Raw genomic sequence first — 16,069 nt, forward strand, 5'->3', positions numbered from 1 at the left:
AAGAAGAAAAAATGATTCAAAAAAGTAATACCAAATATTTTATTGGTATGTTTATAGCGATGATAATTTGGGGAATTGCATGGACTTCAGGAAAAGCTGCAACAAGTCATTCAAATCCAGAAATAGCAGCATTTTGGAGATACGCAATCTCATTTTTAACAATTATTCCAGTGGTTTTATATATGAAAACAAGTTTAAAAAGTGATAAAGAAGGTTATATTTATATGATATGTGCTGGAGTTTTTAGTGCAGCTTTTAATTATCTATTTTTTAAAGGTTTATCTCATGGTGAAGCTGGATATGGTGGGACGATGGTTACCTCAATTGTTCCAATATTAACATATATATTTTCAATTATACTTTTTAAAATAAATGTTTCAACTAAACAGGTTGTTGCTTTAAGTATTGGAATTTTTGGTGCTTTAATACTTTTAAAAGTTCCATCAGAAGGCTTAGCATTTTTAAATATAAATAGTTCATATTTTTTAGCTTGTGCAGTTGTTTGGGCAATGGTTACAATATTTTCACAAAAAGCATCAAAAAAAGCAGATCCTATGTTTTATACTTTAGTTGTTTTTGGAATTACAGCATTTATAAATATGATTTTTGCAATTCCTTATCATCCTTTTACAATAACTTCTTTTGATTATATTTTTTGGTTAAATATTTTGTTTATTGGAATATTTTCTGGAACATTTGCAATGACACTATTTTTTATTTCAGCTTCAAAAATTGGAGCTCATAATACTGGTGTTTTTATGTTTATTGTTCCTATTGGTGCTATAATTTCTAGTTATTTTGTCTATAATGAGAATATTGCTTTATCTACAATATTAGGGTGTTCATTCTCATTTGTTGCAGTTATGTTGTTTAATACTAAAAATAAAAAAAAGCTTGTAGAAGCTTAAAATTTTAATTTAAAAAAAGGAGAATTTATGGAAAAAACGTTTATGGAAGCTATGGATTTTAGACATGCTTGTAAAATTTTTGATGAAACAAAAAAAATTAGTGATGAAGATATGAAATTCATATTAGAAGCAGGAAGAAAAAGTCCAAGCTCTTTTGGTCAAGAAGGTTGGAAATTTTTAGTTATAACAAATGAAGAATTAAAAGCAAAATTAAGACCATTTTGTTGGGATCAACCTCAAATTACTACTTGTTCTCATTTAGTTATTATTTTAGCTGCTATTGAGGCTGTTAAACCAGAATCAGGAGTTCCAGCAACTAGATTTGCTAGACGTGAAATGCCTCAAGAGAAAAAAGATTTTTATAATAAATTATATAAAGATCATTTAACAGTTACAAAAGTTTTAGATAGTGATGAAAATGTTTATTCTTGGACAGCAAGACAAACTTATATTGCTGCAGGAAATATGATGACAGCAGCTGCTATTAAAGGAATTGATTCTTGTCCAATTGAAGGATTTGAAAAAGCAAAAGTTGAAGAAGTTTTAGGACTTGATACTAAAAAATTCCAATTATCTATGGTTTTACCTTTTGGATATAGAATAAATCCACAATCTACTCAAATGAGATTACCTTTCGAAGAAGTAATTGAATTTATAAAATAAATAATAAAAGAAGAAAATTTTATTTTCTTCTTTTTCTTTTAAACCCTACAATCAATAAACTAAGTAAAAATATAGTAGAATAGCCAATATTTCACAATATAAAAGGTAAAGAATGCTTAGTGTTAGTGATATTGAAAATTGGCTAAGAGAACATGGAATTAATAACTATCATATTTCGGAAGATTTTTATGTTTCTGTTCAAGGAAATGTAAATTTATCTGAGAAATTAAATGGTGAAAAACTTCCAATTAAATTTGATAGAATCGATGGATATTTCGATATAAGTAATAATGGTCTTGAGACACTTGAAGGAGCTCCTAAAACTGTTTTAAAAGATTTTAACTGCTCTAAAAATAAATTATCATCTTTATTTGATTGTCCTACTGAAGTAGGAGAATTTGATTGTTCTTATAATCAATTGAAAAATTTATCTTATGGTCCAAAAGAAGTTAAAGGAAGTTTTAACTGTTCGTATAATGAATTAACATCTATAAAAGCAAGTCCAAGAACAGTAAAAGGGCACTTTAAATGTAATGATAATAAATTAGTTTCACTAGAAGGTGGACCTAAAAACATAGATACATATTTTGATTGTTCACATAATTTACTTGAAAGATTAAATGGTGGACCAATTGCTGTTAAACAAGATTATATTTGTAATGGTAATAGATTAGCTGATTTAGAAGGTGTGGCAGATGAAATTGGTGGTGATTTAGTAACTGATATCAAATTAAATATACCTTCAAGATATGATGAAGAAGGACAGTTTTATAGATATAAAGGTCAAGAAGCAATCACTCATATTTATAAGCCTATAGTTGCACTTACAAATGTTGAAGATATTCAAGCTTGGTTAGAAAAATTTGATATAAAAAATGCAACAATTTTATCTGATAATTCTGTAGATGTTCACGGAGATGTTAAACTTTCAAATAGATTGCCAAACTTATCTAAATTGCCAATAAATTTTAATATAGTTGAGGGTGATTTTGATATTAGTGAAAATGAATTAGTTTCACTAGAAGGAAGTCCTGTAAAAGTTGGTGGAAGTTTTCATGCTCATAAAAATGAGTTAAACTCTTTACGAGGTGGACCAAAAGAGGTTAAAGGAAGTTTTGTAATACTTCATAATAATATAACATCTTTACAAAATTCACCAACTATTGTAAAAGATGATTATATTTGCTCTCACAATCCTTTAAGAACTTTAGAGGGAATAAATACAGTACAAGGATATGTATTTACAGGAGTTTATATTCCAAGACTAAAATGTCAAAAATATAATTATAAAGGTATTACTACATATAAATATCCAGGTGATGCAGTAATGAAATACTTGGATGAAGAGTATATCTCTTTAACTGATGAAGAAAAAGCATTTGAATCAACTAAAAAGAACTTAGAAAAAGTTATTAAAAAAATGCTAAATGCAAATACTTTAACAAAAGAGATGATAACAGATACTCTTTTGAAAAACCTTACAAAATATCAATTAGATCAACTTAAAACTAAGGTATTATGGATTAAAAATCCACCAAATGAAGATGGAAGTGATTATATAAGTGAAGATGATATTATGAAATTGGCTTTTGAAAAAGAGCTATAAAATAGGGTTAAGTCGTAACTAGACTTTTTTAGATATAATCTAATAAATTTTAATAAAATAAATAATGGAGATAGTTAAATTATGGTTCAAACAGTTAATCTTAAAAAAGCTTTTGGTGCAAGAGTTTTATTTCAAGATATAAATCTAAAATTAGATACAGGGAAAAGATATGGTCTTATAGGTGCAAATGGTGCAGGTAAGACAACATTCCTTAAAATTCTTTCAGGACAAGAAGAGGCAACTGAAGGAGAAGTACAAATTCAAAATGGTAAAAAAGTTGGAGTTTTATCTCAAAACCAATTTGCTTATGAGAATTATACGATTTTTGATACAGTTTTATTAGGAAATAAAAAATTATACGATGCAATAAAAGAAAAAGAAGAGTTGTATATGAGTCCAGAATTTACTGACGAAGTAAACAATAGACTTGCAGAACTTGAAATTATTTGTTGTGAAGAAGATCCAACTTACGAATATGATATAAAAATTACAAAAATATTGGAAGATTTAGGTTTTCCTTCTTCTATGCAACAAGATTTAATGAGTACATTAACAGGTGGAGATAAATTTAAAGTTTTATTAGCACAAGTTTTATATCCAAAACCTGATGTACTATTTTTAGATGAGCCAACAAATAACTTAGATATTGAGACTATTGGATGGCTTGAAAACCAACTTCAACATCATGAAGGAACAATGGTTGTAATCTCTCACGATAGACACTTTTTAAATGCTGTTTGTACACATATTTTAGATGTAGATTTTAAACAAATTAGAGAGTTTGCAGGAAATTATGATGATTGGTATATTGCTTCAACTTTAATTGCAAAACAAAATGAAAAAGATGTTAATAAAAAATTAAAAGAAAAAGAAGAACTTGAAAAGTTTATTGCAAGATTTAGTGCAAATGCTTCAAAAGCAAAACAAGCAACATCAAGACAAAAACAACTTGAAAAACTTGATGTTGGTGCAATTCAAGTATCAAGTAGACGTGATCCTTCTATTATTTTTAGACAAAAAAGAGAAGTTGGAAAAGAGTTATTAACTGTTAAAAACATTTCAAAATCTTATGATGATCATGTTGTTTTAAATGATATTTCATTTACAGTTGAAAAAGGTGATAAAATAGCACTTATTGGTACAAATGGTATTGGAAAAACTACTTTATGTGAGATTTTAGAAGGAAACTTAAAACCTGATAGTGGAGAAGTTTTATGGGGAGCGACTATTCAAAACTCATATTTTCCACAAAATGCAACTGATATTATCAAAGGTGATATGACTTTATATGATTGGTTAAGAGGTTTTGATAGAGATGCTGATATTTCTGAAATTAGAAATTGTTTAGGAAGAATGTTATTTAACGGTCAAGAACAAGAGAAAAAAGTTGATTCTTGTTCAGGGGGAGAAAAACATAGAATGATGCTTTCTAAAATCATGTTAGAACAAGGAAATTTCTTAGTTTTAGATGAACCAACAAACCACTTAGACTTAGAAGCTATTATTGCTTTAGGTGAAGGATTAAATGATTATGCAGGTTCAGTTATTTGTGTATCTCACGATAGAGAGTTATTAGATGCTTATGCAAATAGAATAATAGAAATTCAAGAAGGCGGGACAATTTTAGATTTTAAAGGAACTTATGAAGAGTTCATTGAATCAAAAAGTCAAACTGCATAATGAAAAAAAGGAAAAAAGTTTTATCTTTTTTCCTTTTTTTATAAATAAAAATTTTTAGTTTTTTGTATGTCTTGAAGACATTCTAAACTCTTTTCTCGCAATAGCGTCATTATATCTTCTTTTATCATCTTCTGTTATAAGTTCAAGTTTTGGAACAGGAATTGGTTTTCCATCTTCATCAACTGCAACCATAGTGAAGTAACAAACATTAGTATTTTTTATAGTATAGTCTCTTATATCTTCTGAAATTACTTTGATTCCAATCTCCATTGAAGTTCTTCCCGTATAATTAACTGAAGCATGAAAAGTTACAAGTGAACCAATTTTAATTGGGTCTTTAAATAAAACCATATCAACAGAGAGTGTTACAGCATAAGTTCCAGAATATCTTGCTGCACAAGCGTATGCTACGTGATCAAGCATTTTTAATATTTCACCACCATGAACATATTTTCCAGAAAAATTTGCTTTATCAGGTGTCATCAACATAGTCATTGTAAGAGATTTTTCTCTTTTTATAATTTTACCCATTCTAATAAAAACCTTATTAATTTAATATTGATACAATCAATCAAAATAATAGTATATAATAAAATATATTAAACTATAAGGAAAGCTTATTAAAAGCTTTCCCATTCATCATTAGCTGACTCTTTAGATTTGATAGGTGCATTTTTTGGAGTAGTTTTTTCAACTTTTATTTCTACTTGAGGAGTTATATTTTTTGTAGCTTTTTTTTCTATATCTTTAGGTTTTACTTTATCTTTCCCTGCAAACTCTTTTTCATCTGCATCACTTACAATTAGTTTTGATATTTCATCTGTTACTATTGCTATATCATGTGCTTGGCTTGCTACCATTGCATTTTGTTGTGTTTGTCTATCTAGTTGATTTACTGCATCATTTATCTGCTCAATTCCTAGTAATTGTTCTTTTGAAGCATTTTGTATATCGCTTATTAGATTCATTGTTTGAGAGATATTTTGATTTAAGTGTTTATATCCCTCTATCATATTAGAAGCTATTAATTTTCCATCATTAGCCTTATTTGTAGCATTTTCTACTATCGCTTTTATCTCTTTTGCTGCTTCTGCGCTTCTTGATGCTAGGTTTCGCACCTCTTGTGCAACAACTGCAAATCCTTTTCCTGCTTCTCCTGCTGTTGCTGCTTCTACTGCTGCGTTTAAAGAAAGGATATTTGTTTGGAATGCTATTTGATCTATAACACTTATTGCTTCATTTATTAAATTAACTTGATTATTTATTTCATCCATAGCAACTGTTGTTTCATTTGCTAATTTTTCACCTTGATTTGCTGAAGCTGTTACATTACTAGAGTAACTTGCCATTTTCGCAATACTCTCTGTATTATTTCTTATATTACTTGTTATCTCTTCTAAGGCTGCTGCTGTCTCTTCTAAAGATGCTGCTGCTTCATTTGAGCTTAGATTTAATTTATCTACATTTGCTAATAAAATATTAGAGCTTTTATCTAATGTTAATCCATTTGTTTTATTTTCTATTAACATTTCAGTTATTGAGTCACCTAAGTTATTTACACCACTTGCTAATTTAAGTAAGTGCTCTTTTAAACCTTTTTGGTCTATTTTATCTAGATAGTTATAATTAGAGTATTGTTCCAATACTTTTAGAACATTTTCTATATTGTTTTCTAAAATGTTAGCCATATTATTTAAAACATCTTTTAACTGATTTAAAGTTGGATTTGAAACTTTTGTATGTAGTCTTTGATAAAGATTTCCTTGTTCAAACTCTCCTAATACTGCTATTGTTTCATCTATTAGTTTTCTATCTTCTTCTATGCTTTTTTGTGTTTTTACTATATTGTCATTTACTATTTTTGACATTTGCCCAAATTCATCTTTTGCACTATCATCAAGTAAATTTACACTATTTGATTCTCTATTTAAATATGAAAAAAAGCTTAAAAGACCTTCTTTAAAACCATTTATAGAATTTACTACTGAATTAGAAATTATCAGTGAAATTATTGTAAAAATAATTGTTGCAATAATAACTAAAACAATTAAATCCACAGTCAATGTTGTATAAGCATCTTCTCTTAATTCTATTGCACTCTTGTTTATTTCAGCTATTTTATTTTCTACATCAACTCCAACTTTTACCATTCGAGCAATATCTTGTTTTATCTCATCACTTTCAATATTTATATTGTTTGAAAAGTCAATAATTTTATTTTTAGCGAAGCTTTCATAGTCTGCTAGATAATTATCTACTAAAGATATTATTTGATTAGCTAATTCTATATTTTGAGGATTTGTAAATTCTGCTTTAGTTTGAGTAACACTATCTTTTAAATATTTTAGATTCATTAGAACATGTTGTCTGTTTTCTTCTGTTGAGTTTCTCAAAAATTGATAAACAGAAATTCTTGATTTTGCCATATATTGGATAAACTTTTCAGTTTCAATAGCGACATGATTTCTTTTATTTGCTATATTATTGTAGTGTGTGTAAACAAATGCTGACACAATAATAAGCAAAACAAACAGTACTGGAAATAAAAGAAGTTTTTTTCTTGTATTAAAGTTTTGTAACATTATATACCTTTATTAATAGGGATAAAAATAATCCTATTATAATTTTTCATTGAAATAATAATTTAAAAAAGCTTTACAAATAATTATTTTTCTAATTAAAATAGTGAATTCATCTCTTCTTCAGTTAAGAGTTTCACTCCTAGTTCAATAGCTTTATCATATTTACTTCCTGCATCTTCTCCAAAAATTACATAATCAGTTTTTTTAGAAACACTAGAAGATACTTTAGCGCCTAAATCTTCGAGCATAGATTTTATTTCACCACGACTTTTACTCATAGTTCCTGTTATTACAACAGTTTTATTTTTAAATGGATTTTCACTTACTTCTTTTTTTATTTCAACTTTTGGATTTATTATAGAGATAAGTTTTTCAACTAAATTCTTATTTACTCTCATAAATTCAATAAATGAATTTGCCATTTGTTCACCAAAACCATCAAGCGCTATTAGTGAATCATAATCTTTATTTATCACATCTAAGCCAAATTCTAAACATATTTGTTTTGAAGCAACTTCACCTATATGTTCTATTCCTAAAGCATTTATAACTCTATGAAGTTCACTACCTTTTGTATTCTCTATCGCATTTAGAAGATTGTTTATTTTTTTCTCTTTAAAACCTTCTAAATCTTGTAAATCTTCATATTTTAAAGAATAAATATCTAAAATATCATAAATCTTTTTTTCATTAAATAGTTGTTCAACTATTTTATTTCCAAGACCATCTATATTCATACAATTTTTACTAGCAAAATAGATTATTGAGTTTACAACTCTTGATGGACAATCAAGATTTTGACATTTTATCATCGTTCCTTCATCTAAAACTTCACTATTACAAGTAGGACATGAAGTAGGGCGAGATATAGTTATTTCATCTCCTTTTCTTCGCTCAAAAAATACTTTTGTGATTTTTGGGATGATATCTCCACTTTTTATTATAATTACTTCATCATTTATTTTTAAATCTAATCTTTCGATTTCATCAAAGTTATGTAAAGTTGCACGACTAACAGTTGAACCGTCAATTAGTGTTGGTTCTACTTCTGCTACTGGAGTTATAATTCCTGTTCGACCAACTTGTAAAGTTATTGCTTTTAGTTTTGTTGTTTTTTCAACTGCTGGAAATTTGTAAGCACATGACCATCTTGGAAATTTTACTGTATAACCAAGTTCTTCTTGTGTTTCTATATCATCTATTTTTATAACCATTCCATCAAGCATCATTTCAAAGTCATTTCTTATAGAGATAAATTTGTGGTATAAACTTTCTATTTCTTCTATATTTGAAGCTAATGTTTGCATTTGAGGTCTTTCAAATCCTAAAGAGTATATATATTCCATAATTTGTGAATATTTTTTGTGTTCTAATGAATTTTGACCAATTCCCCAAACATTGAAAAATAGCTTTCTTTTTGCAGTTATATTTGAATCAAGTTGTCTTAAACTTCCAGCTGCTGCATTTCTTGGATTTGCAAAAAGTTGTTCACCATTTTTTGCTCTTTCAATGTTGATTTTTTCAAAATCTGCTTTTTTTATTACAACTTCACCACGAATCTCTATTAAAGATTTTTCTTCTATTTCAAGTGGAATAGAAAAAATTGTTTTTGCATTGTTTGTTACATCTTCACCAACAGTTCCATCACCTCTTGTAATAGCTTGTTTTAAAATACCATTTTCATAAATAAGATTTAAAGAAGCTCCATCAAACTTAGGTTGACAAAAAAACTCTAAATTTGTATTTACTTTTGAAGCTCTTTTTATCCAATCTTCAAGTTCTTGCGTATTAAAAACATCTTCTTGACTCCACATACGACTAAGATGAGAAGCTTTTATGAATCCATCTAAAACAATTCCACCAACTCTTTTATTTGGTGAATTTGGATGAGAAAGTTTTGGATTTTCTTGCTCATAAGCTAAACAAAGTCTTGCTAGTTTGTCATACTCTTCATCAGTCGCTATTGGATTATCAAAAACATAATAAGCATTAGCCCAAGATATTAATTTTTCTATATTTAAATCGTACTCTTCTTTAGTCATTTTTTATCTTTCTACTTATTTGATGATGTGTCCTACAAACTTTGACATATTGTTTAAGATTTTTCCACCTTTTCTAAATCCCAAACCACAAGCTTCATAAGCATAGAATACTCCAGCTTGATAGCAATCACCTTTTTCATCTTTTGGAAACTCTACATACTCTTGATAAATAGCTTTATGTCCTTCATAATCTCCTGAAGTTTGTGTATCAATAGATCCATCAGCATTTATAATTTTTGTATTTGCTCCTTCTCTTCCAAAAGCTCTTTTTTCTACTTGTTTTTTACCTTTTAAAGGTTCAAAAGATGTCTCTAAAAGTAAAGGGTGATTTGGATATAAATCCCATAAAACCTTCATAAATGCTTTTGATTGGAACATAAGAGTATATGCTGGATTGAAAATGATTGCTTTTTTTTCTTTTATAATTTCTGTTAAAATTAAAGCTAATTCACTTTCTTGTATCGCAATATCTTCCCAAGGAATAAGTTTAAACCAAAATTCAAAAAGTTCATCATCTTTGAAAATACCATCATCACTAAATTGTACATTTTCAATATATTCAAAATCTGTATTAAATCCAGCTTCACTAGCAATATGTTGTAAAAGTTTTGTAGTATTTATATCTTCAATTGAGCTTGATATTGATGAAAATAAAATTTTCCAACCAAGATTTGAATAATACTCTTCAAATTTTTCAATATCGCTGTTTAAAGTAATAATTCTTTTGAAATTATCTTTTAAAGCTTCATATAAATTGTTAAATTGGCTAGCTTCATCTAAACCATTTGCTTTTAAAATTGCCCATTGAATAATTGCAGTTTCAAAAAGTGAAGTTGGTGTATCTGCATTAAATTCTATCAATTTTATTGGATGACCATCTATTCCACCAGCTAAATCAAATCTTGAATATAAATGCCAATGAACTTCATTTTCCCAAGACTCTTTTATAATTTCTACTAAATTAAAAGGAATATTTAATTCATGAAATAAATCATTATCGATTACATATTGACCAGCTTCTACAAACATATCGTAAAGTTCATTTGTTGCTTCATAAAAAGCATTTGCTTCATCTTCACTAATTACGACTATTTCGTCACTTATATATGAACTATTATCTTTATCTGTATGCCAAATAAAGCCAATCGATTCTAAATATTCGTCTGTTAACGGTTTTAATTTTTCTAATTTCATATTTTAACTTCCAAAACTTGATGAATTTGTAGTATTTGATGATGAGTTTCCACCAAAGAAACCAGTTTTTTTAGCACCTGTACTAGAATTTGTTGTAGCTGCAGGTTTATTAAACGAACTTTGAGATTTACTATATGTTTGAGGAGATTTGTATTGTGCTGCTTTTTGATTTTGGAAATTTTGATTATTAAATAGTTTATTACCAAGCCAAGAACCAATCATTGCTCCTGCAATTGAAGATAATAAAACTCCACCAAGTCCCATTCCGCCACTACTTAATTGTGCTTCAGGATTTGTAAGAGGCGAAGTTCCTGCATCAATCTTTTTCTCTTCTTCTTTTACTAATTTATCTATTTCTTCTTGAGATAAAATTCTTTCATTTCCATCTGGAGTTCTTAATACAATTGTTGTTTTTGATGCTGGAAATTCATCTGCAATTTTATATTGACCATCTGCGCTTTGTTCAACAACTACGAAAGCTCCTTGTTGTTGGCTAGCATTTGTAAATGTTGAGTTATTTTGATTTTGTTGTTGATTATTTGATGAGTTATCTCCACAACCAACTAAACCAACAACTAAAAGTGAACCTAACCCACCAACCATTGCATAGTCTGATATTTTTTTAATATGATTTTTTTTCTTCAATTTTAATTCCTTATTTTAGTTTTAAAATTTATTTATATTTGAAACTCTTTTATTATATAAAATTAATAATTAAAATATATAAAACAGTGAATTAATCGAATTTTTAGTAGAATTAAATTTTTAAGGAAAAGATATGATAGATTATAAAGAAAAATTTATTTTAGATAGAGAATTTTACCCTTCAAAAGATATAGAAATAACAGTTGAAAGTGATAGAGGTAGAATTTTTTCTTCATCCGCTTTTAGAAGACTTCAAAAAAGAACTCAAGTTTTTGCTTTAGAGTTAAATGCTTCTATTCGTTCACGACTTACACACTCTATGGAAGTTTCGCAAAACGCAAGATTTATAGCTAGAACCATTTTAGCTGAATTAAAAAAAGAGAGTTTAGAAAAGTTTGGTTTAAATGAATTTGAAAATGCTTTTATTTCAACTTCTGAAATGACTAGTTTACTTCACGATATAGGAAATCCACCTTTTGGACATTTTGCAGAAGAGACTATAAATAAATGGCTAAAAATTAATATTTTACCTATTTTAGATAAGTTTGAAGCACCTACAAATGAATTAAAAAATTTAAAAGAACTAATCTCAAAAGATATTTGTAACTATGATGGAAATGCACAAGCAATAAGAATTATCACAAAACTTCAAAGACTAAATCTTTCATATTTTCAAATAATTTCAGTTTTAAAATATACAAGAGGAGCTTTTGAAGAAAAACCTCCAAAAGAAGAAAATCTATCATATTTGAAGAAAAAGCCAGGTTTTTATTTTAGTGAAAAAGATTTGGTTGAAAAGATACAAAAAAGTTTAAAAATAGAAGCTGGTCATAGATTCCCAATAACTTATATTATGGAAGCAGCTGATGATATTTCATACTTAACTGCTGATTTGGAAGATAGTGTTAAAAAAGGTATTTTATCTTTAGATGAAGTTTATACTATCATAAAAAATGAGTGCCAAAAAGAGAAAGAAGAGTTTCTTTTAGGAATAATTGAAAAACAGTATGAAAAAGCAAAAAGTAGTGAAGAACCATATCAATTTAATATGTTTTTCACTTTTTTAAGAGTTGGTTTGGTTACAAATTTTGTAAATTATGTTTCAAAAGTTTTTGTACAAAATCATGAGGCAATTTTTAAAGGAAGTTTTAATTATGCACTTTTAGAGTTTGATAAACAAAGTGAATACTATAAAACTTTGAAGATTTTACAAGATATTTCTACAAAATATATCTATCAAAATCCAGAAGTTCAAACTTTGGAACTTCAAGCGTATAGCATAATAAACTCTTTATTTGAAATATATAAACCACTTTTAGAACTTGATGAAGTTGATTTTTCAAAACTTCTAAAAGATGAAAAAATAGATTGTTTTATCTCAAGAAGATTGATAAAACGAATCTCAAAAAAACAAATAGTTGCTTATAAAAATGACATTGAAAAACTAGATAAACAAAATTTACAAGAGTATAAAATATTAGAATTTTATTTTAGAGTAAGACTAATAATAGACTATATAAGCGGTATGACTGATGATTTTGCTCTTGAAGAGTATAAGGTTTTATTGGCGATGAAATAGAAAAATGGTAGTTGGACTACTATATAGAGATTAAGTATGAATTATTTAGAAAAAAGAGAAATAGTTTTTTTGTATATCACAAAAGAGTTTACAAAATTTATATTAACTGGAATTATTTTTATATTTATAACTGGCTTTATAGATGAACAATAATTTTATTTTTTCAATAATATGTAAAAAAAGTGCTAAAATCTTTACATATAATGTATAATATGTAAAAAAAAGTGAAAAAATTTGACATATCAGGCAATAAAAATAATAGAGTTCTATAGGTGAAAGAGTTTATACCAAATAAATTACCAATCAAAAAAGATATAGAAACTAAAGAGATTTTAAGAGCTACTATATCGGCTCATAAAACCCTTGCAGAGTTAAAGGGAATTGCGAATTCTTTGCCAAATCAAAAAATAGTTATCAATACTTTGATACTTCAAGAAGCCAAAGATAGTAGTGAGATTGAAAATATTATTACTACTCATGATGAAATTTATCGTTCATCTATTTCAGATAGTTTTTTAAATAACAACATTAAAGAAGTACAAAACTACAAAGATGCTTTATATCTAGGATTTGAAATTATAAAAACAAAAAAAATGTTAAATATAAATCATATAAAAGAGATACAAGCTACTTTAGAACAAAATGATGTAGGTTTTAGAAAACAAAGCGGAACAGTTCTCAAAAATCCAAAAACTGGAGAAATCAAACTCATTCCTCCTCAAAATCCAAAAGATATTGAAGAACTTATGTCAAATCTTGTGGATTATATAAATGATAAAACTTTAGAGGATTTTGATAGCTTAGTAAAAATGGCGATTATTCATTATCAATTTGAATCAATCCATCCTTTTTATGATGGAAATGGTAGAACAGGAAGAATTATAAATATTTTGTATCTTGTTTTAGAAAATTTATTGGATATGCCTATTTTGTATCTCAGTCGATATATAATAAAACATAAAGCTGATTATTACAAGTTATTAAATGAAGTAAGTTTTAATGATGGACTTAATAATTGGATTTTATTTATGTTAAAAGGTGTAGAAGAGATAGCAAAAGAGACTATTGAAACTATTAAAAATATAGAAAATCTTATGAATGAAACAAAAAATATTATCATAGATCAAAAGCCAAAAATGTACAGCAAAGATTTGCTAGAAGCACTTTTCTATCATCCATATACAAAAAGAGCTTTTATAGAAGAGCAACTAGGTGTATCAAGACCAACAGCTACAAATTATCTAAATGAACTTGAAAATATAGGTATTTTATCAAGTAAAAAGATAGGTAAAGAGATATTTTATATCCATACTAAGCTTTTTGATTTGTTCAAGAATATTGAAATATAATGAATAAATGTAGAGAGTAATATTTTGAAAAATCTATACACAATAAGTTACAATATTTTTATTATTGTTAACATTTAAATTAGGAATTAAAATGCAAAAAACACAATATCCACTAAGTGAAAATGAATGGGCAAAATATCTAACAATTAAAAATTATTATAACCTCAATGAAATAAGTTATAGAAAATCATTAATTTTAGAAAGCAACTGTGATTTTGATAAAATAGTAAGTATAATTAATGAATATAGAAAAAAACAAAAAAACATTATTTATGAATATAATGAAAAAAAGTTTTATTTTGTTGAAACACAAGAGTTACAAAATAGAATTGATAAGATAAAAGATTTTTGGAAAAGTACTGAATATTTTGTTCAAGAAAAATTTTCATTAGAATTGTTAAAAGAAACCTTAATATTTGAGGGATATTATTCTTCTACTATAGAGGGTGCACATAGTACTATGAAAAGAGCAAGAACTCTTGCAAAAGGTCATGAAGAACCAAAAAATAAAGATGAGATGATGGTTTTAAATAATTTTAAAGCTTTAATGGATTTGAGAAAAGAAAATCAATTATTAAACCATGATTTAATTAAAAATCTTCATAAAATTACAACTGATAAAACACTTGAATTTGAAAATGATTCTGGTGAATATAGAACAGAACCAAATGAGATAGTAGATTCAATGCAAAAAGTCATTTTTACACCACCTGCAAATATTGATACTATGAAAAAAATGTTAGATGAGTTATTGATATTTTTAGAGCCAGATGATTTAAAAAAACCAATTGATAACATTTATAAATCAATTGCTTTTCATTTTATATTTGCATATATTCATCCTTTTATTGATGGAAATGGTAGAACAGTTCGTATTTTATTTACATATTTATTGAAGTATTATGGGTATGATATGTTTTATTATATTTCTCTTTCTGAAATTATTTATAGAAAAAAAGCAAAAGATTATTATAAAGCATTTATTGACGTTGAAAGAAGTGATTTATATGAAAAAGATAATTTTGATATGACTTATTTTTTTTATTATATGACTGATGTAATGATAAAAGGTTTAGATATCTTAAAAAATAGAATTAATACACATATGAGAGCAGATATTATAAATCACATAGTGAAAGAAAAAGAGATAGACTTAACACCAAGACAGAAGAAAATTGTCAAATTTTTATCAAATAAAGATACTTCTTTCATGCAAACTTCTGAAGATTTGGCTAAGCGTTTTGATATATCAGTAAGAACTGTACAAAAAGATTTAAAGCTTCTAATTGATTTTGAATTAGTTAAAAGAGTTAAAGTTCCAAATCAAAAAAAATATTATTTTAGATTAAATATAAATTTATAAGGAAAACAAATTTGGAAAACAAAATAAACAGAATAACAGACATTCTAAGACGAGATTGATGGAATAAGTGGTGCGATGCACTGCACAGAGCAAATCTCTTGGGTTTTGTTTTTAAAATTTTTATCAGATTTAGAAGATAGCAAAGCAGAAGATGCTGAACTTGATGGAGAAAAATAGACTTATATTTTAGATGAAAAGTATCGTTGGCAAAATTGGGCTGTATTAAAAGTAGATGGGAAAAAAGATATTATCAATAATCTATCAAATATAAAATTGGTGCAATATTTGAGTTTTTAGACAATCGAATTGCAAATGGTTACACACTTAGAAAAATTCTTGACATCATAGATAAGATGGATTTTCACAACCAATCAGATTTATTTCAACTTTCACTTATTTATGAAAAACTTCTAAAAGATATGGGAAGTGATGGAGGAAATAAGGTAGAAAAATCTTTT

12 protein-coding genes and 1 pseudogene are annotated in these 16,069 nt (G+C 26.8%); 8 read left to right on the forward strand and 5 right to left on the reverse strand.

Features of this window, described 5'->3' with window-relative positions; translation table 11 throughout:
• Positions 1–11: 11 nt before the first annotated feature.
• The 4 genes from CKV87_RS05315 (at position 12) to CKV87_RS05330 (ending at position 4,857) form a co-directional block, all read left to right on the forward strand.
• Positions 12–908, forward strand: coding sequence for a DMT family transporter (locus tag CKV87_RS05315; protein WP_012012765.1), 897 nt, complete (start codon positions 12–14; stop codon positions 906–908).
• A gap of 27 nt (positions 909–935) precedes the next feature.
• Positions 936–1,571 (forward strand): NAD(P)H-dependent oxidoreductase, encoded by a 636-nt coding sequence (locus CKV87_RS05320; RefSeq protein WP_012012766.1) that lies wholly within the window; start codon positions 936–938, stop codon positions 1,569–1,571.
• A 112-nt stretch (positions 1,572–1,683) separates the two neighbouring features.
• Complete coding sequence (locus CKV87_RS05325) at positions 1,684–3,177, forward strand: hypothetical protein (protein ID WP_012012767.1); 1,494 nt, start codon at positions 1,684–1,686, stop codon at positions 3,175–3,177.
• An 81-nt stretch (positions 3,178–3,258) separates the two neighbouring features.
• The gene (locus CKV87_RS05330) at positions 3,259–4,857 is read left to right on the forward strand and encodes an ABC-F family ATP-binding cassette domain-containing protein (RefSeq protein ID WP_012012768.1); all 1,599 of its coding nucleotides are present in this window, start codon (positions 3,259–3,261) and stop codon (positions 4,855–4,857) included.
• A 54-nt stretch (positions 4,858–4,911) separates the two neighbouring features.
• Here the strand turns inward: CKV87_RS05330 and CKV87_RS05335 are convergent, their stop codons facing one another.
• The 5 genes from CKV87_RS05335 to CKV87_RS05355 all read right to left on the reverse strand — a co-directional run bounded on the left by CKV87_RS05335 (position 4,912) and on the right by CKV87_RS05355 (position 11,320).
• On the reverse strand, positions 4,912–5,388 hold the full coding sequence (locus tag CKV87_RS05335; protein WP_012012769.1) for an acyl-CoA thioesterase: 477 nt from the start codon (positions 5,386–5,388) through the stop codon (positions 4,912–4,914).
• Between the two features lie 89 nt (positions 5,389–5,477).
• Positions 5,478–7,439: a methyl-accepting chemotaxis protein gene (locus CKV87_RS05340; RefSeq protein ID WP_012012770.1), complete on the reverse strand. Its 1,962-nt coding sequence runs from the start codon at positions 7,437–7,439 to the stop codon at positions 5,478–5,480.
• 95 nt (positions 7,440–7,534) lie between these two features.
• The gene (gene ligA, locus CKV87_RS05345; RefSeq protein ID WP_012012771.1) at positions 7,535–9,481 is read right to left on the reverse strand and encodes an NAD-dependent DNA ligase LigA; all 1,947 of its coding nucleotides are present in this window, start codon (positions 9,479–9,481) and stop codon (positions 7,535–7,537) included.
• 15 nt (positions 9,482–9,496) lie between these two features.
• Positions 9,497–10,675, reverse strand: a complete 1,179-nt coding sequence (locus CKV87_RS05350; protein ID WP_004509254.1) for a glutathionylspermidine synthase family protein — start codon at positions 10,673–10,675, stop codon at positions 9,497–9,499.
• A 3-nt stretch (positions 10,676–10,678) separates the two neighbouring features.
• A complete protein-coding gene (locus CKV87_RS05355; protein ID WP_012012772.1) occupies positions 10,679–11,320 on the reverse strand; it encodes a UPF0323 family lipoprotein in 642 nt (213 codons plus the stop codon).
• Between the two features lie 133 nt (positions 11,321–11,453).
• On the opposite strand from CKV87_RS05355, the gene dgt reads away from it, so the two are divergent.
• The 4 genes and pseudogenes from dgt to CKV87_RS05375 form a co-directional block, all read left to right on the forward strand.
• On the forward strand, positions 11,454–12,899 hold the full coding sequence (dgt, locus tag CKV87_RS05360; protein ID WP_012012773.1) for a dGTPase: 1,446 nt from the start codon (positions 11,454–11,456) through the stop codon (positions 12,897–12,899).
• A gap of 272 nt (positions 12,900–13,171) precedes the next feature.
• Positions 13,172–14,248, forward strand: coding sequence for a Fic family protein (locus tag CKV87_RS05365; RefSeq protein ID WP_012012774.1), 1,077 nt, complete (start codon positions 13,172–13,174; stop codon positions 14,246–14,248).
• Between the two features lie 91 nt (positions 14,249–14,339).
• Positions 14,340–15,611 (forward strand): Fic family protein, encoded by a 1,272-nt coding sequence (locus CKV87_RS05370; RefSeq protein ID WP_012012775.1) that lies wholly within the window; start codon positions 14,340–14,342, stop codon positions 15,609–15,611.
• A gap of 11 nt (positions 15,612–15,622) precedes the next feature.
• A pseudogene (locus CKV87_RS05375) lies at positions 15,623–16,060 on the forward strand (type I restriction-modification system subunit M N-terminal domain-containing protein); the annotation flags it as partial.
• Positions 16,061–16,069: the final 9 nt, after the last annotated feature.

It is taken from the genome of Aliarcobacter butzleri (assembly GCF_900187115.1).
GTDB lineage: Bacteria > Campylobacterota > Campylobacteria > Campylobacterales > Arcobacteraceae > Aliarcobacter > Aliarcobacter butzleri.

Excerpts from the sequence above, each read along its gene's own strand:
- CKV87_RS05315 (WP_012012765.1), top strand. The coding sequence starts at position 12 with ATGATTCAAAAAAGTAATACCAAATATTTTATTGGTATGTTTATAGCG.
- CKV87_RS05320 (WP_012012766.1), top strand. The coding sequence starts at position 936 with ATGGAAAAAACGTTTATGGAAGCTATGGATTTTAGACATGCTTGTAAA.
- CKV87_RS05325 (WP_012012767.1), top strand. The coding sequence starts at position 1,684 with ATGCTTAGTGTTAGTGATATTGAAAATTGGCTAAGAGAACATGGAATT.
- CKV87_RS05330 (WP_012012768.1), top strand. The coding sequence starts at position 3,259 with ATGGTTCAAACAGTTAATCTTAAAAAAGCTTTTGGTGCAAGAGTTTTA.
- CKV87_RS05335 (WP_012012769.1), bottom strand. The coding sequence starts at position 5,388 with ATGGGTAAAATTATAAAAAGAGAAAAATCTCTTACAATGACTATGTTG.
- CKV87_RS05340 (WP_012012770.1), bottom strand. The coding sequence starts at position 7,439 with ATGTTACAAAACTTTAATACAAGAAAAAAACTTCTTTTATTTCCAGTA.
- ligA (WP_012012771.1), bottom strand. The coding sequence starts at position 9,481 with ATGACTAAAGAAGAGTACGATTTAAATATAGAAAAATTAATATCTTGG.
- CKV87_RS05350 (WP_004509254.1), bottom strand. The coding sequence starts at position 10,675 with ATGAAATTAGAAAAATTAAAACCGTTAACAGACGAATATTTAGAATCG.
- dgt (WP_012012773.1), top strand. The coding sequence starts at position 11,454 with ATGATAGATTATAAAGAAAAATTTATTTTAGATAGAGAATTTTACCCT.
- CKV87_RS05370 (WP_012012775.1), top strand. The coding sequence starts at position 14,340 with ATGCAAAAAACACAATATCCACTAAGTGAAAATGAATGGGCAAAATAT.